We start from the raw sequence: 25967 nt of genomic DNA, 5'->3' as shown, positions 1-25967 counted from the left end.
CTCAATTACTGCTTCTATTTCCATTATAAAAAAATAGATGCTGGAATTGTTTGGTTAGACTTCTATTCTTTTGCTCACGCAAACAAATACAAGCCCCCATACAAACTTACTCAAGATTAATTTGTTAAAGAACGTTAGGGAGTTGAGTCGTTCAAATCTAAACTTGAATCTGAATCTCTTACCGCCCTAAGCAGACGAACTATACTACAGAAGTGATTCGCTCGTGTCAATTTTATTTTTGACCTCTTTTTAAGCACCGACTCAATTTTAAAGACTACTAAAAACTGAACTTAAACTTTAAAGAGAGAAGCAAAGAAACTACTAGAGAACTGGGCTTCTACCGAATCATCTTCAACGTTGCCGTCTGAATGAGTGGTGTATCTTACCCCTTTTATTTTTTTTGACAAGCCTATTTTTGAAATATTTTATAAAAAAGATAAAAGACATTGTTTTTAAAGGGAATTAAAATCTGAAAAAATATTAGGGCTGTTGAACATTGTAGTTCAAAAATTTATATGATCGTAGATACTTGCGGTAAGCCCTGTGAATTTATCGCAACAGATGGAACACCCACGCTATCAAAGGCCGCTCCAGAGATATCGAGTAGGATTCATTTAAATACGACAGATTACGTTAGTGCAGATAAAGGTTATGATTCTACAAGTTTTAGAGAAGAGTTTGTAAATCAAGGCGCTAAAGCTATTGTTCCTAAAAAGAGGAATACTCTTACGAACAATAATCATATGGACTGGCATATTTATAAAACTGAGCATTTAGTGGAGAATGCATTTGCAAGGCTGAAACATTTTAGAGGTGTAGCAACAAGGCATGACAAGCTAAAACAACACTATGAAAACAATGCTGCTTTAGCTTGTGTCTATATTTGGCTAAAGTTATAAATATTCAACAGACCCTAAAATTTTTATATCTCTTTTTCAAAACCTCCGCCTGCGACAATAGTTCTTGCCAAAAATTTTGCTATTTTACGAGATTCTCTTCACCATTCACACTAATCAAACGATCAGTAACCGTTAATTTCGCTCTTCCACATATTTCTGCAACGCCCACCATCTTTAATAGATCATTCAAAGCAATATATGGATGACCTTCCCAGAAAAACTCTTCTTTCATAATAATTCATAACATCTCTCTGATATAAGTAAAGTACACTAACGTTTAGATCATGCTCTGTATTTATAACTTCAAAGCATCCAGTTCCCTTTTCAATATGATTCTAGAAAACGCTAGGTATAAAAAATGCTCTATATTCCACATTGAGAATATAGAGCAGCAAATTGCATTCTTATATATCAGCCTGAGCCGTTAATCAACTCCCTACGTCACTTAGAGCAATCCCAATAAATAAGCATCGTATCATTCAATATTAAATACGGTTTTTATGGTATTATCATTTTCGATCTGCATCACTCTTAATGAGCCCTTCCTTTCTGGCCCCATTCCCGGAGAGTTTAACGGCATTCCCGGCAATGCAATGCCTTTAATATTAGGCTGTTCATCCCATAGCTTACGGATAGAGGCAATCGGTACATGTCCTTCAATCACATAATCACCCATGATAATGGTGTGACAGCTTGCCCCCATATACGTTCCTAAATCCATCTTTACTTGGGAAATATTCGGATGGTTTACCATCTTCACTTTGATACCCTGTTCTTCTAGATAGGCTGCATGCGCCGTACAACAACCACAATATGGATCTTTATATAGAGTCATTTCCGGTAAATCACTATTATCTACTACTTGATTATCAGCAAATGCACTATTCATCGATATAAATAGTAATCCTGCCGCCATAAAACCTAACATTCTTTTTTTCATAATTATAAATCCTTACTCTTTATCATTGATTCATCTCCACTTTCAATGCTGTAATGCCGTTATCAAAAAACTGATAGCAATACTAATAATAAACTACAGCATTCTCTCTATCTTAAGTACAAAGTGGTTTACAAAGAGAGTCAATGGATGATGATCTTTCCGTAGAACCAAAATAATGCGCTCTAATCTCTTAAATCAGATATAGCGCTATCTCAAAATTTAAATTACGAAAAAAGGATTTCTGGAGGTTTAGGATCTAATAACAAAATAGGATTCGGGGCATATCTCCATTGCAATCTAATTTCTATCGATCCATTTGTAACATCCGATATCGACTTAACTTCTGCTATCCACCAATTCACATGATCGCAATGCTGTTGGCAACTCATTCCCTGTACACTATTCATAGCACATGCGCCATCATTACAAATGGAAAGATCGTAAAACATTTCTTCTTGCATTGAAGAATCATTCGCAAATGCAGTACTGTTACTGACAGTTGCACTTGATATGACAAACATCCAACTCATCAGAAGTATTGTCATTATTGAGAATGTTCTTTGAAAGAAGTGCATAGAGATTCTGACTGTTCCTATTAAAATTAACTTTAAAAAGATATGTAAATATAGAATAGATCTTCAAAAATTAGGTTTTCAGCTATGTGACTCATCTGTAATTCAGTACACTACGATAGAAAAATAACATACCTATACTTTTATGCCAGCATTTCTTCCGATAACTTTTGATACTTATCAAATAAGTCTACGACTTGTACATCTTATTAAACCCCAACAGCTACCATTATTTTCTTTCAGAATTTAGTCACTCTCTTTTAGGTATTGCTGGTACTCTACTACTCTGTAAAGATGCGAAGCTCCATCAAACTCCTACCACTTCGGGCGATTCGCACTCTATCAGGTCAAATTAGTATGATCGTAAGCTCATTGAAGATTCCTCCTCTCTGATACCACGGTTCTGCGCTTACTTACGTCGCTATTTGTACCAATATTAGCTTTTATTGAGCTTAAAATTGGGTCTTAATCACGAGCTTTCTTTAGCACTTGCCGGCGTCCGGATATTAACAGATATGGATAAACCACAATTGACCGTACTCTCGCTTCTTCCACTATTTGGTGCTCTTCTCTCCCATTTTATCTGGGATGAGACATTAGGTTTTTGGGGTTGGTTAGGCGCACTACTCGTTATTTTTGCAGGATTACTCCTGCTCTTCGTCCCCCGAAAATAACGGGCATATCATGCGTTCCATTCCCCTTTCTAAGATGAAAATGAAGATAAGATAGGTAGTAGGAGATGAGGTAAAAAACAGGATAAGAGATAAGGGAGAAGATAAGGGAGGAGATGAGGGAGTAATGAAAGATAGTAATATAATCTATTAGGGGCATGCCTTAAGCGCATGTGATAGAGATATCATTGAGGATATTAAGATGAAAAAATTAATTATGGCACTAACATTGCCGGCACTACTAACTACCCTTGCAATTGCGCAAGAAGATAACTCAGCAGAAGAAGCCATCGGTTATCGTACTCCGCTTCAAGCCATCTTGGCAGAAAATAACTTTCTAGATCATGAGGAACTCTCCACAATAACCTTAACTCAAAAGCTCAATCGTGTTGAATCTCCCGATGCGGTAATGATTACACTTACCGAATCAGGCTTGTTGGATGATTCTATCTCGGCAATCAGAACCACCTATATCATTAAGCAATTGATGAAAGATAAAACCCCTATTTGGGTGATCGATGAGAAATTCACAGAGCAGAAGTGTCAAAGAAGTGAAGATCCCTATACATTTACCAGTGATCTTTGCCCTTAAGAGCCCTTTCGCTCGGACTTATCACTATTATTGATGCTTTTTGATTTTGATATTTTGATATTTTGATAGCCTGGATAACAATAAAAAAACAGATCGAATAATACCCGATCTGTTTCCTTGTTTCTTATTAAATAGAGATAGAAAATATAGAGAGAGTTATCTCTCTTCCACCTTCTTCACTCTACGGCGTCGTCTTGGTCGATCCGCAGTTGAAGTACTTGAGGGTTTACTCTCACCTCGCCCGCTTCCGGCATCTCCTAAGTGATTACCGGCATTCTCGCCATTAGCTCTTCTACGAGTTCTACGTTTAGCGCTCTTTTCACTACTCTCTGTCTTCTCACCACTATTACCGCCCTGTGGTGATTGGTCTCGTCCACGCCCTCTACCTGCACTGCGACTATTTCCTCGACTATTTCCATGACTGCTTCCCCGACCTCTGCCGCCACGCCCTGTTTCAATCGGTTCTGCTTTAATCGTTGGATCAGGCTCAAAGCCAGCAATAGTTGCTTTAGGGATCTCTTTTTTCAGAAGGCGTTCGATATCTTTTAAGAGCTTCTGCTCATCAATACAAACCAATGAAACGGCTTTACCGGTAGCAGCTGCTCGCCCTGTTCGCCCAATACGATGCACATAATCTGCCGGCACACTAGGGAGATCAAAATTTACCACAAAAGGCAGCTCAGCAATGTCGATACCACGCGCGGCAATATCTGTCGCTACTAACACCTGAAGTGCATCGGCTTTGAAATCCGCTAAGGCTTTCGTCCTTGCGCCTTGACTCTTATTGCCATGAATCGCAGCCGCCACAATCCCTCTATCATTGAGATATTCTGTTAAGCGATTAGCACCATGTTTTGTCCGGCAAAAGACCAAGACCTGCTGCCAATTCTCCCGCTCTATGAGATGGGATAAAAGTTCTCTTTTTCGTGTTTTATCGACAAAATAGAGCTCTTGAGTCACCTGCTCGGATGCCGGCTTCTCTCTTTCAATCTCAACTGTTGCAGGCTGATACAATAACTTTGTTGCAAGGGTCGTAATCTCTGGAGAAAAAGTAGCTGAAAAGAGTAAAGTCTGTCTCTTTGCCGGTAGTTTAGAGAGAACACGCCGAATATCATGAATAAAACCCATATCTAACATACGATCTGCTTCGTCTAATACAAGATATTCAACTTGAGAGAGATCGACCGCATTTTGCTGCTCTAGATCGAGAAGACGACCAGGCGTTGCTACTAAGATATCGACACCACCACGAAGTTTCATCATTTGAGGATTGATGCTCACTCCACCAAAGACCACTAGAGAGCGAAGTTTAAGGTGTCGGCTATAGATCACAAGATTCTCATGGATCTGCGCCGCCAACTCCCTTGTAGGAGAGAGAATCAACGCTCGAACAGCTCTTCTATTTTGTCTATTCTGCCCACTTTTCGCTGCACCTGTTACGGATGCTTGACTCATTAATTCTAAAATCGGAAGTGTAAACCCGGCGGTTTTACCCGTTCCCGTCTGCGCACAGGCCATCAGATCACGCCCTTTGAGGATGATCGGAATTGCTTGTTGTTGGATAGGTGTAGGCTCACTATATCCAGCGTCACTAATTGCTGTTAAGAGTTCATCACGTAAACCGAGGGAGTTAAAAGACATAAAGCGTGTACACCTATCTAAAAGAAAGGAGCACTATACACTAATTGGAGAGAATTTATCCGACATTCCATTTTTAACAGCCTATAAAAAATTCAACAAGCCCTCGATTTTTTTAGTAAAGTCATCAACGTTTAGGCAAAACCTACAGGTTCATTTTGTCCCCAAAAGGGACGTTTTAAAATTCGAGATAAGATATGAAGAATAACAAACTCTCTCTAGCATCTTACATCACCGTTGGGTCGATGTTATTTGGTCTATTTTTTGGCGCCGGCAACTTAATCTTTCCGGTACATATGGGGCAAGAAGCGGGAGCTTCTACCTTAATGGCAACGATTGGATTTATCCTCACCGGGGTCGGTCTTCCCTTTTTAGGTGTTGTGGCGATTGGATTTTCCAAAAGTAATGGTCTATATGATCTAGCAAGTCGTATCACTCCGACTTATGGACTCTTCTTTACAATGGTTCTCTATCTCACGATTGGTCCTTTCTTCGCCCTTCCCCGTACGGCAACTGTCTCCTTTGAGATCGGTTTAACCCCATTCCTAGGTGAAGATCAATATACCATTGCCCTCTTAATCTTTACGATTCTCTTCTTTCTACTTGCGTGGATCTTATCGCTCAACCCGAGCAATATTATGATGTGGATTGGTAAAGTTCTCAATCCGCTCTTTCTCCTCTTTCTTGCGTTCTTAATTATTAGCGCCTTTATTAAACCGATGGGGGAGATCGAACCATTAGCCATTCAGCCGGCATATCAAGGAAGTCCTTTCTTTAAAGGATTTACTGAAGGTTATAACACCATGGATGTCTTAGCTTCTCTCGCTTTTGGGATTATTGTGGTTAATGCAATCAAAAGTTTTGGGGTGACAAATACGACCGATATTGCCAAAGATACCTTTAAGTCGGGCATTATCAGCTTAATTTTAATGAGTGTAATCTATGGTTGCCTTGCTTATATCGGCGCGATGAGTCTCAATGCTTATCCGCTCTCTGAAAATGGTGGCATCGCCCTCGCACAGATCGCAACTTACTACTTTGGTGCCTATGGCTCGATTCTTTTAGCGATCATCATTACCGTTGCTTGCCTCAAAACTGCAATCGGCCTGATCTGCGCCTGTGCGGAGATGTTTAATCAGCTCTTTCCTAAGATCTCTTATCGCACCTTTGTTCATCTCTTTAGCTTGATTAGTATGCTGATTGCAAATGTGGGACTAACCGCTATTATCAGCATCTCTATTCCGGTATTGATGTTCCTCTATCCATTAGCGATCACCTTGGTCTTTTTAGCTTTTGCCTCACCCCTTTTCCATCACAAGAAGATTGTCTATCAATTTACAATCGGTTTTACCTTTGTAATTGCGGTGGTTGAAGGATTAAAAGCATCCTCTGAAGTGATTAGCCAAAACCCGATCATTTTTAGCATTACCTCATTTTTCGATAACTTACTCCCACTTTCCGATGTCAATATGGGCTGGATTCTCCCTGCAATTGCCGGCTTCGTGATTGGGTGGGGAGTGAGTTTAAAACAGAAAAACTAAAGAGAGTAACAACCCAAATGTAGATCACTACGATATTCATTCTACCAAAGACCTTTCTACGCTTTTAGAAGGGTCTTTTTTTGCTACTTTTTTTAGGTAATGTTTTATATGATTATTACAACACTCAATCGTAGCTAAGAGTTTCATCGATCCCTAGTTCCTTAACCAATTAGGAATATCGGTGTATGCACAACTCACTCAACCGATACCTTATCACGCAATCCTTTAAAATATTTTTTAATGATTCAGGGAGCGAGATCTTCATTGTGCTCATATTACCTCCTCCTATTTGACGATAATTGCCAATGATTAAGTGCAAATGATTGAGTGTAAATGATTTTAAATTTCAATCTATTTAGAGAATAGATAAATTGATAAATTGATATTCATACTGACTTAGAGATCCTACCTACTACTTACTATAAAGCAGACTAATGCTCTTCTACAAAAAACTCCCCTGCCGACTCGGCAAGAGAGTTTTCTAAAAATATTGCTTAATACAGCAACTATCTCAACAAATTATTCCCAAGAGTAATTAACTATAAATCTGCTGCCCTTGCTCTTTAAACTCTTCCGATTTCTGCTTCATACCTTCAATCACAACACGTACTTCTTCCGGTGCTTCGGCAAGGTTTTTCGCTTGTGCTTCACGGCGAATATCTTGGGAGATACGCATTGAGCAGAATTTAGGGCCACACATTGAGCAAAAATGTGCGACTTTCGCTGCCTCTTGTGGGAGGGTCTCATCATGATATTCACGCGCAAGCTCTGGATCTAAACCGAGATTGAATTGATCTTCCCAGCGGAATTCAAAACGTGCTTTTGAGAGCGCATCATCTCGTTTTTGTGCATTTGGATGCCCTTTCGCTAAGTCAGCCGCATGCGCTGCTAATTTATAGGTGACAACGCCGGCACGCACATCTTCACGGTTAGGGAGTCCTAAGTGCTCTTTCGGTGTCACATAGCAGAGCATTGCTGTGCCATACCAAGCGATCTGCGCCGCACCAATTGCAGAGGTGATATGATCATATCCCGGAGCAATATCAGTTGTTAATGGACCTAAGGTATAGAAAGGTGCATCGTGACAATACTTCTCCTGCATCTCCATATTTTCTTTGATCTTATTCATCGGCACATGTCCTGGGCCTTCGATCATCGTCTGTACATCGTGCTTCCAGGCAATCTCTGTCAATTCACCAAGCGTTTTAAGCTCTGCAAATTGCGCTTCATCATTAGCATCTGCAATCGATCCTGGACGCAGGCCATCACCGAGCGAGAAAGAGATATCATACTGCTTCATAATTTGGCAGATCTCTTCAAAGTTCTCATAGATAAAGTTCTCTTTATGGTGTGCTAAACACCATTGTGCCATGATCGATCCGCCACGAGAGACAATACCGGTCACACGATTGGCTGTCATTGGAATATAACGGAGCAGAACGCCGGCATGAATCGTAAAGTAATCGACCCCCTGCTCTGCTTGTTCGATCAACGTATCGCGGAAAACCTCCCAGTTGAGATCTTCAGCAATACCATTCACTTTTTCGAGTGCTTGATAGATCGGCACTGTTCCGATCGGTACTGCGGAGTTACGGATAATCCACTCACGCGTTTTATGGATATCCTTTCCTGTTGAGAGATCCATGACGTTATCAGCGCCCCAACGGGTTGCCCAAGTCATCTTCTCCACTTCCTCTTCGATATTAGAAGTGATCGCTGAGTTACCGATATTGGCATTGATCTTCACATGGAAATTTTTACCAATAATCATCGGTTCGGCTTCGGGATGATTGATATTTGAGGGAATAATCGCCCGTCCTGCAGCGACTTCATCACGTACAAACTCCGGCGTCATCCCTTCGCGAATAGCGATAAACTCCATCTCCGGCGTAATGATCCCTTTACGCGCATAGTGCATCTGTGTCACATTCATGCCAGGTTTTGCACGCAGAGGTTTACGCTTTAACCCTGGGAATACGCCCTCATTGATACGTGGATCATCTTCACGCTTGTAGCCATCATCACGCGCACTCTTTACTCGGCCATCATACTCCTCCACATCGCCGCGCTCTATCACCCAATCTCTTTTGAGTGCCGGCAGCCCTTTTGTGAGATCCACTTGATAATTCTCATCAGTATAAGGACCACTGGTATCGTAGACGCGAAATGGTTCATTCTTCTCGATCACTTCCCCTTTCGGGCCAAGCGTATCGCTCAATTCAATCTCACGAAATGGCACTAAAATATCGGGTCGACTGCCTTCAACATAGACTTTGCGACTCTTGGGAAACTGCTTCATTAACGTGATTGATTGTTGTGGCATAAAAAACCTCTCCTTTATTATCCTAAAAATAAAAGACGAGATTCTGGCATAGGCGTAAATTGGTACAAAAAAACCTGAGCTTCAACGATCATATCGCGAAAAACTCAGGCCTAATCGACACAGTAGATACCTATTCTTCTTTAGCAACAAGCTGATTGATCCTTGATGACCCAATCATCTGCCTATCTCTAACGCTTTACAGATCTACTATAGATTGTTTACTTCCCTACGCTGGTACTAGCCAGATCAGGTCCTGAGGGTTTAAGCATAAGTTCATGCTAATCTCAGCCCAACTTCATTGGGCACCCCTAGCGAAATCATCTGCTCCTTTTATAGAGCAAACCATTACAGTTATAGCTTGTCTCCTCTTTAAAAGCAAATGAAGCGAAAGAAAGAAAAAAGAGTGACCTGAGAGATTCTTTCCCTGCCGGGATCGCTTTTGAGCTTCGGCAGTAACTGCTAAAAATCTATACGCTTTTCGAAGATTTGCTTTTACTCACCGCTATTTACCCCTATAATGCACCGTTCTTGCCGATCGATTTATCTCTCTTTCCAATACTCATAAGAGAGGGGTTGCTATCACTTCTTTGCATCTTTGCAGATAAATGAGAGCATCGAACGGTACCCTTAAATCGTTATCATCAATAGTCGCTTCAAAAGAGCGATCTTTTATCAACTTCTTAACAAGAGGTGATAAGATGAATAACATCGATAAAAAAGGAAATAGGAATGAAAAAACTAACAGCAATCCTGCTTGCAGCAGGGATAACAATGGGTGGCGCAATGGCAGATGATATCGTAAGAACAGCAGCTCCTGGTGGGTTCCCCATCTCAACTGTCGTTGAAGTCCCAAGTGATGTGACGACTTACTACCTCAGCGGTGCAGTTCCACCAAAATTGGAAGATGGCACTTTTGCTCGTACAACAGAAGAGCAGACTGTTGGTATTCTCAACTCCATCAAAAAGACCTTAGAAGAGCAAGGTTTAACGATGGGCGATATTGTTAAAATGCAAGTCTACTTAGTTGCTGATCCTGATCTTGGTAAAATGGATTTTGCCGGCTTTATGAAAGGTTACTCACAATTCTTCGGTGAAGGCGCTGAGACAAAAGTTCCAGCTCGTTCAGCATTTGAAGTCAAAGGTTTAGCATTCCCAGAATGGTTAATCGAAATTGAAGTAATTGCTGCGAAGAAGAAGTAGTCATCAGCGATAATGATTACAACTCACGTTGAACCTGCATCAAAAATGATACAACCCGAAGAAGATTCCTTCGAAAACGGTTCAACTAGCAAAACAAATTAAAGTTTTTTACCTACAAAACAGCAGAAAGTATAACTTTCACGCTAAAAAGTATAATAAAACTGACACAACTCCCAAGCGTTATCCACGTTTGGGAGTTTTTTATTTTAAGCTTGAGATCATTGATAGAATCAAGCTTTTAACAAAAAGAGCATGCGATATTCCATACATAACATTGCCTCTTTATTACTCGATTGATCGCTCATTGTTTGCAGAGTAAGAAAAGATCGTGCTATCTCTATTTGAAGTTTCAAAAATACTCACTGTCTTACCCTGAGTGATCTCAGGAGACAAAAAATTACAACAAGAGATAACAATAAAAAATCAAAGGGAAAGAGATGGAACATTCAAACAGTAGACAATCGCTTAATAAAAGGGTTCAAAAGCGATTATTGCCGGCGATGGCATTATCCCTATCATTAATAACGGGAGGAGAGATGGTGATGGCAGAAAAAGCACAACTTCAGGTGAATGATCAAGTAGAGAGCCAAAAAGCGCAACGGCTTGCGGCAACAGAGAGCGGTTCTCCTTGGCTCGCCTCTAGATTATTAGTTCCCCATTTAACCGTTATTGATGTAGTAGAGAGTAAACGTTTCTATCAAGAGGCTTTCGGTTTTGAATTACGCTTTGAGGATAGGCCGGGTGCCGAGAGTCAGCATGTGGAGATGAATTATTTAGGTGAGCTGATCTTAATGTTTGTTCCGCAAGATGTTCGTGGTTCCGATACTCGTGCGCCGATCGATTTTATGCCACAACAACAATTGACAAGCTATTTCTATTTCTATGTTGATGATGTTGATCAGACTTTCCGCAATGCATTAGAAGCCGGCGGAACAGCTATTACAGAACCTTACGACTCTGCATGGGGAGATCGCTTTGCCATCATCTCCGATCCTAATGGTTACCATTGGGGTTTGGCTAAGAGTCCAAAGTTGAGTTTTGATTAACGATAAAATCATTATCTGCCGGCGCGCGGTTTGTGGAAAAACGCGATAGTAAGATCCGGCAGTATTCAGCTTCTGTTGTTGAATTGATTCAACCAATAGGAGAGCCTGTTGAGTGGCGAGAGCCGACCATTTCGCTCTTTTCACCAGTGCATGCCCGCAAGTTGGCATCATTGATGCCGGGAAAATTATCACTTTTGAGATATAATTGCCGGCGATTTAATGACCGCCGATTGAGATTGCCTCTTGCCGGCGCGCGATTTGTAGAAGAATGCGATAGTAAGATCCGGCACCGTTCAGCTCTTTTTGTATCAATCAATAATTCTTAAGAAAATTTATGGAGGCGCGGGAGCAACCATCTCGCTATTTTTACCGGTGCATGCCCGTAATTAAAATCAACAAAAAAGAGTGAAGCTGATCGATCATCCTATCGATAAGGTTCACTCTTTCTTCTCTATTGAGATGGAGTCTACTTAGAGGCCACCGTAAATTGATTAATGGCACTTAAAGGCTCATTGACGGAGAAATATTTCACGCTAATATTTTTTGCGCCCATCGCTTCAACACGCGCACAATGCATTGCCACATAATTCTCGGCACTTTCGCGATCTTTAAAGAGATAGATACCGCCACTCTCCGCCGTTTCACTATTTTCAATCCAGATTTTGGAGAGAAATCCCGGCTCTTCATTGATGCTTGCCGCTAAAGATTGCGCCCCTTCGGTTAATGCTTCCCCCATCATCTCGATGGGGAAGTCGAAATTCATCTGTACTAATATCATTATGACTCTTTCCTTCTATTTAAATTCTTAAATCGCGGATCATACCGATCACGCTATCGATCAAATCGATAACTGAAGTAGAGCGATAGAGAACTTGGCTGAAGCGATCTGACTTCTCTATCTACTACAATCTACTACCTAATAGAGACATTATAACGCACACTCATCGAGGAGCGCTTCAATACTCTTAAATTGCAATCCGGTATGAGTCGTTAAACCGAGCTGACATGTTTTACTCATCGATGCACCGAGCTCATAATCCTGTTTCACCGTTGCTGGCAGACGTTGAAGACTATTTTGATTGATCTCCGGCACGGTAAAACCCTTCATACCGCCAAAACCACAACACTCGATATTGGTGGAGACCACTTCTCGCGCACATTTTTGCGCTAACTTAAAGAGCATCTCACCACCACCATCTTTTGCCACAGAACAGGGTGTATGAAGGAGCAGTTTGTCGATCTTCGGCTTCATCGTCAATTTCGGGGCGACCTCTTTTAACAGAAACTCTACAGAGTGATAGAGAATCAAGCGCTCATCGAGCAGCCCCCGTTTTTGTAGATCATGTACCTGCAGAGCACACGGCGCATTATCCACATAGATGGGAATCTCCCCATAGCGAGAGGCTTTAAGAAGAACCTCATTGAGGTGACGCGCCATCTTATCTGCTTCTAAGGGGGCTTTTGCCGAAACAAATGGCTGTCCACAACAGATGCCGGAGATCTTATCGGGGAAGAATGGGGTAAAACCTGCTTTATGGAGCAGACTGATCACATGATCAAAGGTATTTTCCGGCGCACCACCCTTCTCTCGCTTTAGCTCCTGCATATTACGATTGACACAGGTGGTGAAGTAGACAACAGAGTTCTCAATCTTACTCGGCACCGGTAATGCCGGTAAGCTTGAGGAGACCTCCGGCATCGCCTTTGGAACGACCGGAATTCCCTTAAAGATCTTATGAGCCGCCTGCGTTAAATTGTGCGTACGATCGATCCCGATTTTATGCGCTATATTGACCGTAAAACGCATCCGCTTCTCAGCTAAAGCAAAGTGATTGCCGGCAATACGAAGCAGCGCACGGCTATTAACAGGGCGAATCGATTTGATAAATTTCCCGGTATCGATCCCTAATGGGCAACGAAGCGCACACATTCCCGTCTCGGCACAAGTATCGATGCCGGCATATTGAAAGGCGCGATTCATCTTTGCAAAGAGCTTACCGCTCTCCCCTGTCCTTGGCAATGCCTGCATATTACGGTAAGCGACAATACGCTGTCTCGGTGTTAATGAGAGACCATCGGAAGGGCATGCCGGCTCACAAAAACCACATTCAACACAATCATGAATCAACTTATCCGCCACCGGAATCTGCTTAAGAGAGGTGATATGGAGCTTCTTATTATCGGTAATAATGACATCAGGATTGAAGATCTTATCGGGATCGAAGAGCGCTTTAATATCGCGCATCACCTGATAGATCTCATCGCCCCACTCTGCTTCAACGAAGGGAGCGATATTACGTCCAGTGCCATGCTCCCCCTTTAATGAACCATTATATTTAACGGCGACCACCTCGGCAAGCTCATCCATAAAGGCATCGAACTGTTTAATCTTCTTCTTCGATGTCATCGTCGGCGCTAACATAAAGTGGAGATTCCCCTCTAATGCATGCCCCATAATGGTCGCTTCTGGGAAATTATGTTTCTCAAAAAGCTCGGTTAATGCCTGCACTCCCTCAACAAGATGCTCCATCGGGAAGACCACATCTTCCGGGATAATTGCCGCACCACTTTTACGCCCTTTCGCCACAATCGGAAAGAGCCCTTTTCGTGTATTCCAATATTGCGTTGTGATCTCAGGATCGGTCTGAAAGCCTGTGGCTTCCACCACATTGTAATCAGCAAGAACGGATTCGATCTTATCGATCTTTCTACTCAACTCTGCAGCGCTCTCCCCCATAGTTTCAATCAAGAGACAAGCGCTATCCTTATTGAGAGGACGATAGAAGAAGCCGGGAAGATCGGGGATCTCTTCCCCCACAAGATGAAGCGTTCGGCCATCGAAGAGTTCCACGGCCTCAACGGGAGCATCAGCCCGTAAAGCTTTGACCGCTTCACAACACTCTCTTAGGGAGGTGAAATAGACAAAGGCAGAAGCTTTATGATCATACTCCGGCACCGTACGATAGACTACTTCACTCACAAAGCCGAGCGTTCCTTCGGAACCGACAATAAGATGCTTTAAGATATCGATCGGATCTTCATAATCGATTAACGCATTGACGCCGTAACCGGTGGTATTTTTAATACGATACTTCACCGCGACCTTCTCTTTTAAGAGCGGATTTTCCATAATTCGTTGACGCAATTGAGCGAGATGCGCTAAAAATTTGGCATGACTCTGACGAAATTGTGCCACACTCTCCGGATCACGCGTATCAAGTACCGTTCCATCATTGAGGACAAGACGAATATCAGCCAATGTATGGTAACTATTATGCTTTGTGCCGCAACACATACCGCTACTATTATTGGCAACAATCCCGCCCACGCGCGCAACATTGATCGATGCCGGATCGGGGCCAATTTTACGCTGATAAGGTTTTAATGCTTTGTTGACCATTGCGCCAATCACCATCGGCCCGACAGTCACAAGATCGCCACCCTCGCTAATCTCTAACTTAGTGAAGGCATTTCCCAACATCACTAAGACAGAGCCACTCGATGTCTGCCCAGAGAGCGATGTTCCTGATGCGCGGAAGGTGAGCGCAACTTGGCACGCTTTTGCCGCCTTGATCAGCTCGATCACCTCTGCTTCATCAGCAGCACGCACCACCACCTGCGGGATATAGCGATAGAGACTCGCATCTGTGCCATAAGCAAATCGATAGAAGAAATCGGTATAGACCGCCTTCTCTCCCACAATCTTTTTTGCGCTCTCTGCAAACTTTTGATGCGCCGCATCAACGGGAATCTCTTTTAACATATCGTGCTCTCCTACATCTATTTCTATCTCATGCGCTCTCTCAAGCGTACTTAAGGCAACTCTTTCACGCCGCCTCTTATTATCGACTTTTATTATCGACTCTTATTCTCTTTTATGGCTGATCACTCTACTCAATCAGCCTGATCAATACCGGCATGATGGTGGTTTTTTATCCCGGTCTTTACTTGATCTCTTTTTTACGCGTCTTTTTCTTATGCAACGTTTTCTATTCACGCTATTGGTGATCTCTATGGGTGATCTCTATTTGCTGTCTAATTCTGTTCTATTCATTCTCTCCCACCATTTTTTATCTTACCTACCCAGCGCTCCACGTCCCTCGACTGACATAAAGATTGATGATGAAGCACTCGGCACCGATTGTTTCATGGGAAACATCTTAAAAGATCCCGGCACTGCAAAGAATCTTGAAGCGGGATCGATACAAAATCGACCTCGAGAAAGGGGAGTCATGAAGATAAAGTAACGCTTTTAATTCAATCCCTCTTTATGCCACTTTTCGGCAAACATTTCAAAATTATTACGCTCTACACAGAGTTATACCACCGTTACCCACAAAGTTATCCACAGCTTCTTCTCTCTTCTCTCATCCATCAGCTGTGAAGTATCGATCTATCATGGAATTGATGCCTACTTCCCTCTCTAAATAGCATCTCAAAGGATCAAAATATTCGTCATTCTACATATTATATATAGGGGCTATTACAAACTGATTACAGATGGATCACAAAGGGGTTACAAACTGATTGCCAATTGATGATTACAATTGCTGATTACAGAACGGTTACAGAGCTGTTAGAAAACGATTAGATAACGGTTACAAATTGATAACAGATCGATTAAGGATCGATTAGGGATCGAGAATAGAAGAATGATCACCCAAGGAGAGAAACAGAATCGGTAGCAGCAAATTCCCACTCAAAGTAAAATCTTGTCAGGAGGTTGATATCCTCTTTTTAACCCCCATTGTCCATAGCGATAACAGATATAAAAAGGATTAAGGTATTAAGGAATCTTATGAGTGAAGATAAAAAAACGACACTTCCGGCGATTGACAGCGATGTCAAAGGGCATAACGAGGTCATTATTGAAGGGGATACCGTTTCAAATATTATCCATATCCTTCCGCTCAATGACCGTCCCTTCTTTCCGCCACAGATAGCGCCGCTCCTCCTCAATGAGGAACCGTGGTTGACGACGCTCGATTCCATTATGGATAACCGTACTCGCGTTGTCGGCTTAGTTTTAACCGATCAAGAAGATCCTTCTACACTAAAGACCGATAACTTCTATGAGTACGGCACATTAGTACATATTCACCATCCTCATAGAGAAGATGGTCGCGTGCAATTTATTGCCCAAGGTATTCAACGCTTTCGCATTAAACGTTGGATCTCCAAAGAGATCCCTTTTGTGGCGCAGGTGGAATATTTTGATGAGAGAATGCTCACCAAATCGGAAGAGGTTCGTGCCTATTCGATGGCGGTGATCAATGCCTTAAAAGAGTTGATCCCCTTCAACCCGCTCTTCTCCGAGGAGTTAAAGCACTTCTTAACCCGCTTTAATAGTAGCGATCCTTCCCCCTTTGCCGATTTTGCCGCGAGTATGACCTCCGGCTCAAAAGAGGAGCTCCAAGAGGTATTAGCCACTGTGCCGCTTGTACCGCGCCTTCGGAAGGTGCTCTCCATTATTCAGCAAGAGATTAAGGTCGCGAAACTCCATAGCTCTATTCGGGAAGAGGTGGAAGATCAGCTCTCTGATCAGCAGCGTCAATACTTCTTACGTGAACAACTGAAAGTGATTCAGCAAGAGCTTGGGCTCTCTAAAGATGATAAAGCCGCTGATATCGATAAATTTGTTGAGCGCTTAGCCGATAAGGTGATTCCGGAGGCGGCGCAAGAGCGAATCGATGATGAGTTGGAAAAATTGCAAGTATTAGAGACCGGCTCGCCAGAATATGGTGTAACGCGAAGCTATCTCGATATTATTACCGATCTCCCATGGGGGAATCAGAGTGAAGATAACTTCAACCTCCAGCAGGCACGCAAGATCTTAGATCGTGATCACTTCGGTTTAGAAGATGTGAAAGATCGCATTATTGAGACCCTTGCCGTGGGGAAACGAAAAGGGGAGATCAAAGGAACGATTATTCTCCTCGTCGGTCCGCCGGGCGTTGGGAAGACCTCCATCGGTCGCTCTGTTGCCGATAGCTTAGGGCGTCAATTTTATCGCTTTAGCTTAGGGGGCGCGCGCGATGAGGCGGAGATTAAAGGGCATCGCCGAACCTATATCGGTGCGATGCCGGGGAAATTGATCCAAGCGCTAAGAGAAACCAAGGTGGATAACCCAGTCATTATGCTCGATGAGATCGATAAGATGGGGCAATCCTTCCAAGGTGATCCCGGCTCTGCCCTGCTTGAGGTGCTCGATCCGGCGCAAAATAGTGACTTTTTAGATCACTATCTCGATGTGCGTTACGATCTCTCAAATGTGCTCTTTATCTGTACAGCCAATACGCTCGACTCTATTCCGCCGGCACTCTTAGACCGAATGGATGTGATTCGCCTCTCAGGCTATATCTTGGAGGAGAAGAGTAAGATCGCACGCCAATATCTCTGGCCCAAACAGCTTGAGAAAGCAGGTTTTGATAAGAAAGAGCTCCGCATTACGCCGGCAGCGGTTGATCGTGTGATTGATGATTATGCACGTGAAGCGGGCGTACGGCAGCTTGAGAAGCAGTTGGCCAAAATTGTGCGCAAAGCGGCAGTCAAGTTTGAGACTGAGAATCTCGAATCCTTTACCGTCGGCGTCAATGAGATTATCCCCTTCCTCGGCAATCCCCGTTTTAATCGAGAAAAACCGATCCAAAATGTGGGCGTTGTCACCGGTCTTGCGTGGACTTCTCTCGGCGGCGTAACGCTCCCGGTGGAAGCGGTGAAGATTCATGAACTGCAACGGGGGATTAAGTTAACGGGGCAACTTGGAGAGGTGATGCAAGAATCGGCCAATATCGCTTATAGCTATATTATGGCCAATGCGGCAAAGCTAGGATTACAGGAGAGCTTCTTTGAAAAGGCCTTTATCCATATCCATGCACCGGAAGGCGCGATCCCGAAAGATGGCCCAAGCGCCGGCATTACCCTTGCCTCCTGCTTGATGTCTCTTGCGCTTAATCAGGCTCCGAAAAATATCGCCATGACAGGAGAGCTCACCTTAATCGGTCAAGTCCTCCCCATCGGCGGTGTGAAGGAGAAGTTAATCGCTGCGAAACGAGTGGGAATTAAAGAGATCATCTTCCCGAAAGCGAACCAGAAAGATGCCGATGAGTTGCCGGAGTATCTTAAAGAGGGATTAAAGCTCCACTTTGTCGAGCACTTTACCGAAGTGGCGAAGTTGCTCTTCTAAAAGATCGTTAAATAGATCATTAAATAGATCTTGGATATCCGATCATAGATATCGAAAAGCAATATCTCACGCTTTATAAGAGAGCCCGCCTGTTTCAAACCGGTGGGCTTCTTTTTTGTCCTTTATTTTATCCTCCATTTTTACCGCTTCATTACCGCCTAATTACCGCTTTATTAGCGCTTCATAAACAATTGCATCAATAAATGTTTCTATCAAGAGGCTTTCACCAACCTTAAGCAAATCCTTTAAGACTTCCTCGATCTTTCCTCATCTTCCTTGATCTTCCTTTATCTTTTTTTAGAGCATAAAGACTCTCTGTGGCTTATTTCCAACAAAAAAGCGTTTCATAAATACAACAAAAGCTATTTTCTGCCTATTTTCTACACAAAATACCCATAAAATAGAAAAATGAGCCCCCTTTTCCGATTCACTTTTAGAAAAAAAACATCTTTTTTTGCTAATTTTGCAGACAGTTAAAATAACATTTATTAACACTCAAAAGTAATAATTTGTGCAGATTTAGCAAAATTAATCGATATTTGCGGAAAAAAGGCTTTTTTTTAGCACTAAAATTCACATAAAAAACAATTTTCTCCTGTTGTAAAAAAACAACATAGGGGCGATGCGTATCATTATTACCAATAATAAGTTGCATAAATGATAATGCCCCGTTAGAATGCAATACATGCAGTGACAAAGCGTCACAAATCATTTTTATGTAAACAGTGGTCGAGACCACATCCATTGGAGATTTCATTATGATGAAGAAAAGTATTTTCGCAGTAGCAGTAGCTTCTGTTTTAACATTAGGCGCAGCGCAAGCTGAAACTGTTCTCTACGGTTCTATCCGTTACGACTACGAGAGCAAAAAAGTTCAAAAAATGGACCCTAAAAAGGACGGTATCAAAAAACTTACTAGCAACCGTGTTTCTAACTTAAACGACGCTGGTTCACGTATCGGCCTTAAAGGTTCAGAAGATTTAGGTAACAACAACGCTGTTATCTATAATCTTGAGTGGGGCTTTAACGGTATGACTCAAGATGAGAAAGATGGTTGGAGAACTCGTAAAGCAATCCTCGGTTTAACGGGTGATTGGGGGACAGTAACTGCAGGTCGTCAAGATAACCCATTCAAAGTGACGATCGTTGATGATTCTGTAATCGATGGTTTCAACGGTGGAAGCGACATTTTCTCTTCAGCAGCACAACGTGCAATGACTACAACTCTCACTGGTGCAGGTCAGTTGAATGAAAAATCAGATCTTAATAATGATGAAGTGTTTAACGCTTATGTATCATCACTTACAGACGCTAAATTTGCTCGTGTAGGTAAAGTAATTGCTTACACTACACCTGATTTTGCGGGATTCCAAGCGAATGCCGCGCTTATGATGGATGATTCTTTCTATCTTAATGGCACTAACAACAGCAAAAATGTTGACCTTTGGACCATCAACGCTAAATATGCATATGATTTAGGTGCAAATGGTACAATTCTTGCAAAAGCAGGTTATATCCAAGGTAAATTAGCAGACAACAACAAATCAAAAATGTGGGGGCTCTTCTTAGGTTATAGCCAAGATGCATTTGCAGTATCTGCATCATATGCTGATGGTAACCACAAAACACCAACAACTGAAGTTACAGAAGATCGTGGCGTAGATGTTTGGACAGGTAATGGTCCTAAACAGAAAGCAAAAGGTTGGGATGTTGGTGCAAGCTTCTCATTTGGTCCTAACTACTTCAGCACTGTTCGTGCAACTTACGGCCAAAACCAATTAAAAGTTGCTGGTAAAGAAGGTAAAGATAAAGTTAAATCATGGGCAGTTGGTTTTGAGCAAAAACTCTCTACACGTACACGTGCGTGGGTTGAGTATGGTGCAAACGAAACTAAATTTGCAGCTGAAAACTCAGACAAGAAAAAAGACAACGTAGTATCAATCGGTATGCGTCACGACTTCTAATTAAACGCTTGAGTAATCAAGCTTTATTGGAAGACCGTGTCAACGTCTGATAAAAGCCCCACTCTTTTGAGTGGGGTTTCTTTTTGTCTGCAATTTAGAGTGGTGTAGAGTGGTGTCGATATATTGGTATCTTTTCTTCCCTTCCCTATTCGCTCGATTCATTCCCACTTTGACCTTTCCCCCGCAAGCGATGAGCGCACTATGTTATAATTTTTACAACCTCTTTCATCTAAAAAACAGAGAAGTCAATGATGAGAGAGCAATCATTAGATTTCGCATGTTGCACAATTTTAATATGTGGAGTCAAAGAATGATTGAGTTTTGAGTTGATCATCACTGTGAGATCAACAACCGTATTGAGAGAATAGGAGAGATTGAATGCGTAGAGAGATTGCCGTAATAGGTGCCGGCTCTTGGGGAACCGCACTTGCCATCCATGTTGCTAATAAATTCCCCGTAAGATTGTGGAGCCACAATCGGGAACATATTGCCGAGATGCAAAAACTGCGTCTTAATGAGCGCTTTTTGCCGGAGATCCCCTTCCCTGATACGATCGCCTTCTTCGATGATTTTGAAGAGGCGATTAGTGGCGTGACCGATATTCTAATCGCCGTCCCCTCTACCGCTTTTAGTGAGATTGTTAATAAATTAAAAGGGATCAATTTTACAAAATTACCGCCGGTGATCTCCGCGACAAAAGGGCTTGATCATGATACTAATGGATTTTTAAGTGATACCTTCTATCAAGCCTTTCCTGAAGGGCATTTTACTGTGCTTTCAGGCCCCAGTTTCGCTAAAGAGGTAGCCAAACTCTACCCCACCGCCATTGCCATTGCCGGCAAAAATGAGGCTGAGCTTGCGGAAGTGATTCCCCTTTTTCATCATGGCAATATGCGAGTTTATGGCAACCTCGATATTAAAGGGGTACAAATTGCCGGCGCTTATAAAAATGTGATCGCCATTGCAACCGGTATCTCCGATGGTTTAGGTTTTGGCGCTAATGCAAGAGCAGCTCTCATCACCCGAGGTTTAGCAGAGATGACTCGCCTTGGTATTGCATTAGAGGGAAATCCAGAGACTTTTAAAGGCTTAACAGGTCTTGGCGACCTCGTATTAACTGCAACGGATAATCAATCGCGAAATCGCCGATTTGGACTTCTTTTAGGACAAGGGGAAAAAGCCGCCGATGCTTTTAAAACGATTGGGCAAGTGGTAGAAGGTGCCAATATTGTTAAAAATATCTATGAATTGGGCGAGACAATGGGCATTGATCTACCGATCGCGCAACAGGTCTATAAGATCCTCCATAAAAATGTTCTCCCCAATGCTTCTCTTCATCAACTCCTAGCAAGAGAACAGAAAATCGAATAAGAATGAATATTGCCGGCAATGGATATTAACCATCTGCCGGCAATTAAATTTGAGTCCTCTGCCGGCGATTGAAAGATCTCCCCATGCCGGCATGCACTTTTGGGAAGAACGCGATAGTAATCCCCGGCATCTCTTCAGCCTGTTTTGTTTCAATGGATCATATTTATTATTCTTAAGAAGGTTTGTTGAAAGGCGGGAACCCACCATTTCATTCTTATTACGACTGCATGCCCGCAGGTCGGCATCCTTGATGCCGCGAACTTATCGTTACTTGAGCGAATAGTATTGCCGGCACTAGCGATTATCCTACCCTAACAATAAAAAATAACGCTTTGCCGGCGATTGAAAGATCGCCCTATGCCGGCATACGCTTTTGGGAAGAACGCGATAGTAAAACCCGGCACCGCATCGGCTCTGTTTGCTACATAATAGAAAACCCCGCACAGATGGCGGGGTTTTTAACATCAGATCACTACTATTGGATTTAAATTTATTATCGGTTAATCACCGATCTGATTATTAAATTTTGATCCTGATAATAGTGCTTTTGATTATTGAGTTAATAGACTTCTCTCGTTAAGATTATTGCAAAAAAAGGGATTAATCCGATTAATAATTCGTGACAATCCCTTTCTTACATTAATCTCTAAGCGCAATTAAGCGATTATTTGAAACGAGTTTTTGTGAAGTATTTGTCAAATTGTGCTTGTGTTGCAAGTGCGATGCTTTTCGCTTCGTTTGCTGTTTTTAACGCTTCGTCTGCTTTCGCTTCAACGTTTTGTGATGCACAACCAACAGTGATTGCACCAACAACTACTAATGCTGCTACTTTAGCTAAGTTTTTCATATTACTTGTTCCTTAATAAAAATAATATTTAGAAGATATTATACTCCTGTCCATTCAATATTATTTAAATGGCAGTCGCTCATATTTTCTACTGTTTACCAGTAAAAAGCAAGGCTTTGCCACGATAAAATGCAGGACAAGAGAGGGCAAATAGCGGTAAAATAAGCGCTTATTTCAATAATCCCCCTTTTATGGTTAAATCATATAGATGATTCCTTTGGGATTGCATCGATAGAAATATCGCCTATCATTGTTTATCCTATTTTTTTGTGAGTAGAGGCGCCATGCGCAATCAGATTACACCTGTCTTAAAGATCATTGGTATTTTGGTAACGAGCTTTAGCTTTACCTATCTTATTCCAATCATTATCTCCTATATCTATCATGATGGGCAGGCAAAATATTTCTTTATCACCTTCCTGAGCACCTTTGCGCTCGGCTTAATGCTATGGCTTCCTTGCCGAAAGACGGTGGCAAAACTCAAAACGCGTGATGGATTTCTCATTGTCTCCCTCTTCTGGACAACGCTGAGCTGTATTAGCGCCCTGCCTCTTATTATCTCCCCGGCAGTGGATCTTCGCATCACCCATGCCCTCTTTGAAGCGACCTCAGGGTTTACCACGACAGGAGCTACGGTTTTAACCCATATTCAAGATCTCCCAAAATCGATTCTCTGGTATCGAACGCAGCTCCACTTCTTTGGCGGGATGGGGATCATTATTCTCGCTGTTGCTATTATGCCTCTTCTAGGAATGGGAGGATTAGCGCTCTTCAAGGTGGAAGTCTCTGGCCCCTTTAAAGAGGATAACTTAACACCGCGTATTGCACAGACAGCACGTAATCTCTGGTCGGTCTACCTTATTTTGTTGGCCGCTTGTATCATCGTCTACTACATCGGCGGAATGGATCTCTTTGATGCCATTACCCACGGTTTTACCACGGTGGCAACAGCTGGATTTTCAAACTATGATGATAGCTTAGGTCACTTTAAGAGTAAGTTTATCGATATGACCGCAATCATCTTTATGTTTATTAGCTCCATTAACTTTACAACTCACTTCTTAGCCTTTAGGCAGAAGAAGCTACGCCTCTATCTCGAAAGTAGTGAGCTACGTGCCTTTGCCTTTATCTGCCTCACTGCCATTATCCTTATCGCTATCGGCCTCTATCACTTTGAAGTCTTCGATACCTTTGAAGATATTGTGCTCCAAGCGGCTTTTGCCGTCATCTCTATGATTACCACCACAGGGCTGACGATTACTGACTTTAGTAGCTGGCCGAGCTATCTTCCCATTCTGATTGTCTTTATCAGCTTTATTGGGGGCTGCTCAGGCTCTACTGCCGGCGGGATGAAGGTGATTCGTGTCATTCTCCTCACCAAGCAAGCGATACGCGAAATTAAGCTCCTAATCCATCCACATGGTAAGTTTCCGATCCGTCTGAATAAGCGGGTGGTGCATAATGATATCCTCGGCAGTGTTTGGGCATTTTTAGGGATTTATGCCTTCTCAACAGCCATTCTCACCTTAGTGATGACGGCCTTTGGGCTCTCGCCACTAGATGCCTTCTCGGCAGTAGCTGCATGCCTCAATATCACCGGCCCAGGCTTAGGTGCCGTTTCGAGTACCTATGGCGGCTTACCCGATGGTGCACTCTCCACCTTGATGTTTACCATGATCCTTGGTCGCTTAGAGATCTTTACCCTCTTTGTCTTAGTAACACCTAGTTTCTGGAAACATTAAAATAATCCCCTCTTCAATATTTCACTAGTAATTGCAAAATTGATAGAGAAAATAAGGTTGCTAGTCTTACAGAATACTTTAAATTTCCCCTTTAGATTCAACAATCTTTACATTTCAAATTATACTATATAAAGTTATTACAATTATAGACGGAACATTTTCATATTTTTTATTAATATTAACCTCTTAAGGTCACTCTTTTCATAAAGTATCTTCTCAGAAAAGAGAGTATTGAATCTTGTCAAGATCAGGTATTTGGGAATGGTTAAACATTTTATAAAAAAATCTAATGATGTTAACTCCCTCAATCTATTACAATAATGACCTGAGATTACAATGCCATACTCTCTTTTCTGATCAGGATAATGGTCAGGATAATTGCAGATCTCTTTATGATCACTTTATGAAAAGGCCTTTATCTTTAAGTCCGATACTCGATGAGTGAAGGAAATATATTATATTTACAATACATTAAATATATTGTTAATTTTAATTAAATTCGTTTAGATCTATTAAGTTTTAATATTTTTATACATTCTAGATCTTTAATATTGATAATAAAGGATGGAATAAAAAATAATGACAGCCCAAGCTAAAGTTTTATTTGTTGATGATGACACTGAACTTCAGGCGCTTGTGCCAAAAATCTTAGAGTATGAAGGATTTGAAACAATCGTAAAGAAAAATGGCGTTGAGTGCTTAGAGTACTTAGAATACTCGACGCCGGATATTATCATCCTAGATGTGATGATGCCGGAGAAGAATGGATGGGATACCTTAAAAGAGATCCGTAAAGAGCATTCAACACTACCGGTGATCATTCTTTCAGCAAAGGGGGATAGCTTCGACCGAGTCCTTGGCCTTGAGCTCGGTGCGGATGACTATGTTGCGAAGCCCTTTGATGATCGAGAGCTCGTTGCGCGCATTCGTACTCGCTTGCGATTACAGAACCAGATCGCAGAGAATACAGAAGTAGAGGAGTATAATGATGCAACAATACTCGAAGCGCATGGCTTAATGCTTAACTCGGCACAATTTAGAGCAACCTACCGTGATGAGCCGATCAATCTGACAACCACAGAATTTTCAGTCCTCTACTATATGATTCAACATAAAGGAGAGACGGTGAGTCGCGAAGAGCTGAGCCGTAATGTCTTAGGTAAACGACATCAATCTTTTGATCGTGTGATCGATATGCATTTGAGTAACATTCGGAAAAAGTTACCAAAGAGAGAAGATGGTCTGCCTTGGTTTAAAACAGTCCATGGTCAAGGGTATCTCTTTTTAGAGTAATGACAGGAAAAAAGAGAGATGGGGACTCTATCATCATAATTCTCAAATCCCCAACGCCCCTGTTGGGGATTTATCTGTTAAAACACCTCTGATGATTGAGATTGACGCAGAATCTAACGCAACCTATTTGACGCTAACAGTG

Annotated in this window: 19 protein-coding genes and 1 riboswitch; of the genes, 12 read left to right on the top strand and 7 right to left on the bottom strand. The window is 42.1% G+C overall.

Going from position 1 to position 25967, the window contains the following annotated elements; translation table 11 throughout:
- Positions 1-515: 515 nt before the first annotated feature.
- Positions 516-899, top strand: coding sequence for a transposase (locus AC0SAP_RS09745; RefSeq protein ID WP_353623228.1), 384 nt, complete (start codon positions 516-518; stop codon positions 897-899).
- Between the two features lie 79 nt (positions 900-978).
- Here the strand turns inward: AC0SAP_RS09745 and AC0SAP_RS09740 are convergent, their stop codons facing one another.
- Together AC0SAP_RS09740 and AC0SAP_RS09735 are read right to left on the bottom strand one after the other, a co-directional pair.
- A complete protein-coding gene (locus AC0SAP_RS09740; RefSeq protein ID WP_286483164.1) occupies positions 979-1131 on the bottom strand; it encodes an RNA-binding S4 domain-containing protein in 153 nt (50 codons plus the stop codon).
- A gap of 243 nt (positions 1132-1374) precedes the next feature.
- Positions 1375-1839, bottom strand: a complete 465-nt coding sequence (locus AC0SAP_RS09735; protein ID WP_286483166.1) for a DUF411 domain-containing protein — start codon at positions 1837-1839, stop codon at positions 1375-1377.
- A 1030-nt stretch (positions 1840-2869) separates the two neighbouring features.
- On the opposite strand from AC0SAP_RS09735, the gene AC0SAP_RS09730 reads away from it, so the two are divergent.
- Positions 2870-3085 (top strand): hypothetical protein, encoded by a 216-nt coding sequence (locus AC0SAP_RS09730; RefSeq protein ID WP_286483168.1) that lies wholly within the window; start codon positions 2870-2872, stop codon positions 3083-3085.
- A gap of 199 nt (positions 3086-3284) precedes the next feature.
- Positions 3285-3674 carry a hypothetical protein gene (locus AC0SAP_RS09725; protein ID WP_473384016.1) on the top strand — a complete coding sequence of 130 codons (390 nt, stop codon included), beginning with the start codon at positions 3285-3287 and terminating at the stop codon, positions 3672-3674.
- Between the two features lie 156 nt (positions 3675-3830).
- Here AC0SAP_RS09725 and AC0SAP_RS09720 read toward each other — a convergent pair whose 3' ends face one another.
- Complete coding sequence (locus AC0SAP_RS09720; RefSeq protein WP_473384015.1) at positions 3831-5315, bottom strand: DEAD/DEAH box helicase; 1485 nt, start codon at positions 5313-5315, stop codon at positions 3831-3833.
- A 194-nt stretch (positions 5316-5509) separates the two neighbouring features.
- Between AC0SAP_RS09720 and brnQ the strand changes: the two genes are divergently transcribed.
- Positions 5510-6853, top strand: coding sequence for a branched-chain amino acid transport system II carrier protein (brnQ, locus tag AC0SAP_RS09715; protein WP_473384014.1), 1344 nt, complete (start codon positions 5510-5512; stop codon positions 6851-6853).
- Between the two features lie 535 nt (positions 6854-7388).
- On the opposite strand, the gene thiC is transcribed toward brnQ, so the two are convergent.
- The gene (gene thiC / locus AC0SAP_RS09710) at positions 7389-9176 is read right to left on the bottom strand and encodes a phosphomethylpyrimidine synthase ThiC (protein ID WP_473384013.1); all 1788 of its coding nucleotides are present in this window, start codon (positions 9174-9176) and stop codon (positions 7389-7391) included.
- A gap of 206 nt (positions 9177-9382) precedes the next feature.
- A riboswitch (TPP riboswitch) is annotated at positions 9383-9496 on the bottom strand.
- Positions 9497-9905: 409 nt separating this feature from the next.
- Here thiC and AC0SAP_RS09705 point away from each other — a divergent pair.
- The 3 genes from AC0SAP_RS09705 to AC0SAP_RS09695 all read left to right on the top strand — a co-directional run bounded on the left by AC0SAP_RS09705 (position 9906) and on the right by AC0SAP_RS09695 (position 11748).
- Entirely contained in the window at positions 9906-10376 is a 471-nt protein-coding gene (locus AC0SAP_RS09705; protein WP_094567391.1) for a RidA family protein, read from the top strand.
- Between the two features lie 437 nt (positions 10377-10813).
- Complete coding sequence (locus tag AC0SAP_RS09700) at positions 10814-11422, top strand: VOC family protein (RefSeq protein WP_473384012.1); 609 nt, start codon at positions 10814-10816, stop codon at positions 11420-11422.
- Between the two features lie 32 nt (positions 11423-11454).
- Positions 11455-11748 carry a hypothetical protein gene (locus AC0SAP_RS09695; protein WP_473384011.1) on the top strand — a complete coding sequence of 98 codons (294 nt, stop codon included), beginning with the start codon at positions 11455-11457 and terminating at the stop codon, positions 11746-11748.
- A gap of 140 nt (positions 11749-11888) precedes the next feature.
- On the opposite strand, the gene AC0SAP_RS09690 is transcribed toward AC0SAP_RS09695, so the two are convergent.
- Positions 11889-12200, bottom strand: a complete 312-nt coding sequence (locus tag AC0SAP_RS09690) for a monooxygenase (RefSeq protein ID WP_473384010.1) — start codon at positions 12198-12200, stop codon at positions 11889-11891.
- A gap of 150 nt (positions 12201-12350) precedes the next feature.
- Positions 12351-15185: an FAD-binding and (Fe-S)-binding domain-containing protein gene (locus AC0SAP_RS09685; RefSeq protein ID WP_473384009.1), complete on the bottom strand. Its 2835-nt coding sequence runs from the start codon at positions 15183-15185 to the stop codon at positions 12351-12353.
- Between the two features lie 1035 nt (positions 15186-16220).
- On the opposite strand from AC0SAP_RS09685, the gene lon reads away from it, so the two are divergent.
- From lon to AC0SAP_RS09670, 3 genes are all read left to right on the top strand, one after another.
- Entirely contained in the window at positions 16221-18608 is a 2388-nt protein-coding gene (lon, locus tag AC0SAP_RS09680; RefSeq protein WP_473384008.1) for an endopeptidase La, read from the top strand.
- Between the two features lie 758 nt (positions 18609-19366).
- Positions 19367-20572, top strand: coding sequence for a porin (locus AC0SAP_RS09675; RefSeq protein WP_473384007.1), 1206 nt, complete (start codon positions 19367-19369; stop codon positions 20570-20572).
- 378 nt (positions 20573-20950) lie between these two features.
- Complete coding sequence (locus AC0SAP_RS09670) at positions 20951-21943, top strand: NAD(P)H-dependent glycerol-3-phosphate dehydrogenase (protein ID WP_473384006.1); 993 nt, start codon at positions 20951-20953, stop codon at positions 21941-21943.
- A gap of 664 nt (positions 21944-22607) precedes the next feature.
- Here AC0SAP_RS09670 and AC0SAP_RS09665 read toward each other — a convergent pair.
- Positions 22608-22790: a hypothetical protein gene (locus AC0SAP_RS09665; RefSeq protein ID WP_094567401.1), complete on the bottom strand. Its 183-nt coding sequence runs from the start codon at positions 22788-22790 to the stop codon at positions 22608-22610.
- Between the two features lie 284 nt (positions 22791-23074).
- Between AC0SAP_RS09665 and AC0SAP_RS09660 the strand changes: the two genes are divergently transcribed.
- Positions 23075-24532 carry a potassium transporter TrkG gene (locus tag AC0SAP_RS09660; RefSeq protein WP_473384005.1) on the top strand — a complete coding sequence of 486 codons (1458 nt, stop codon included), beginning with the start codon at positions 23075-23077 and terminating at the stop codon, positions 24530-24532.
- Positions 24533-25111: 579 nt separating this feature from the next.
- Complete coding sequence (locus AC0SAP_RS09655) at positions 25112-25825, top strand: response regulator (RefSeq protein WP_473384004.1); 714 nt, start codon at positions 25112-25114, stop codon at positions 25823-25825.
- Positions 25826-25967 lie beyond the last annotated feature (142 nt).

Source organism: Ignatzschineria sp. PL_is040, from assembly GCF_055813795.1.
The sequence above is the reverse complement of the archived record's forward strand: the minus strand, read 5'-3'. Positions and strand labels throughout refer to the sequence as shown.

Bases quoted from the DNA above. Each gene is read 5' to 3' on its own strand.
- AC0SAP_RS09725 (WP_473384016.1), top strand. From the start codon at position 3,285: ATGAAAAAATTAATTATGGCACTAACATTGCCGGCACTACTAACTACC.
- AC0SAP_RS09740 (WP_286483164.1), bottom strand. From the start codon at position 1,131: ATGAAAGAAGAGTTTTTCTGGGAAGGTCATCCATATATTGCTTTGAAT.
- AC0SAP_RS09720 (WP_473384015.1), bottom strand. From the start codon at position 5,315: ATGTCTTTTAACTCCCTCGGTTTACGTGATGAACTCTTAACAGCAATT.
- AC0SAP_RS09705 (WP_094567391.1), top strand. From the start codon at position 9,906: ATGAAAAAACTAACAGCAATCCTGCTTGCAGCAGGGATAACAATGGGT.
- AC0SAP_RS09685 (WP_473384009.1), bottom strand. From the start codon at position 15,185: ATGTTAAAAGAGATTCCCGTTGATGCGGCGCATCAAAAGTTTGCAGAG.
- AC0SAP_RS09670 (WP_473384006.1), top strand. From the start codon at position 20,951: ATGCGTAGAGAGATTGCCGTAATAGGTGCCGGCTCTTGGGGAACCGCA.
- AC0SAP_RS09700 (WP_473384012.1), top strand. From the start codon at position 10,814: ATGGAACATTCAAACAGTAGACAATCGCTTAATAAAAGGGTTCAAAAG.
- AC0SAP_RS09690 (WP_473384010.1), bottom strand. From the start codon at position 12,200: ATGATATTAGTACAGATGAATTTCGACTTCCCCATCGAGATGATGGGG.
- lon (WP_473384008.1), top strand. From the start codon at position 16,221: ATGAGTGAAGATAAAAAAACGACACTTCCGGCGATTGACAGCGATGTC.
- AC0SAP_RS09675 (WP_473384007.1), top strand. From the start codon at position 19,367: ATGATGAAGAAAAGTATTTTCGCAGTAGCAGTAGCTTCTGTTTTAACA.
- brnQ (WP_473384014.1), top strand. From the start codon at position 5,510: ATGAAGAATAACAAACTCTCTCTAGCATCTTACATCACCGTTGGGTCG.
- AC0SAP_RS09745 (WP_353623228.1), top strand. From the start codon at position 516: ATGATCGTAGATACTTGCGGTAAGCCCTGTGAATTTATCGCAACAGAT.
- thiC (WP_473384013.1), bottom strand. From the start codon at position 9,176: ATGCCACAACAATCAATCACGTTAATGAAGCAGTTTCCCAAGAGTCGC.
- AC0SAP_RS09655 (WP_473384004.1), top strand. From the start codon at position 25,112: ATGACAGCCCAAGCTAAAGTTTTATTTGTTGATGATGACACTGAACTT.
- AC0SAP_RS09665 (WP_094567401.1), bottom strand. From the start codon at position 22,790: ATGAAAAACTTAGCTAAAGTAGCAGCATTAGTAGTTGTTGGTGCAATC.
- AC0SAP_RS09660 (WP_473384005.1), top strand. From the start codon at position 23,075: ATGCGCAATCAGATTACACCTGTCTTAAAGATCATTGGTATTTTGGTA.
- AC0SAP_RS09735 (WP_286483166.1), bottom strand. From the start codon at position 1,839: ATGAAAAAAAGAATGTTAGGTTTTATGGCGGCAGGATTACTATTTATA.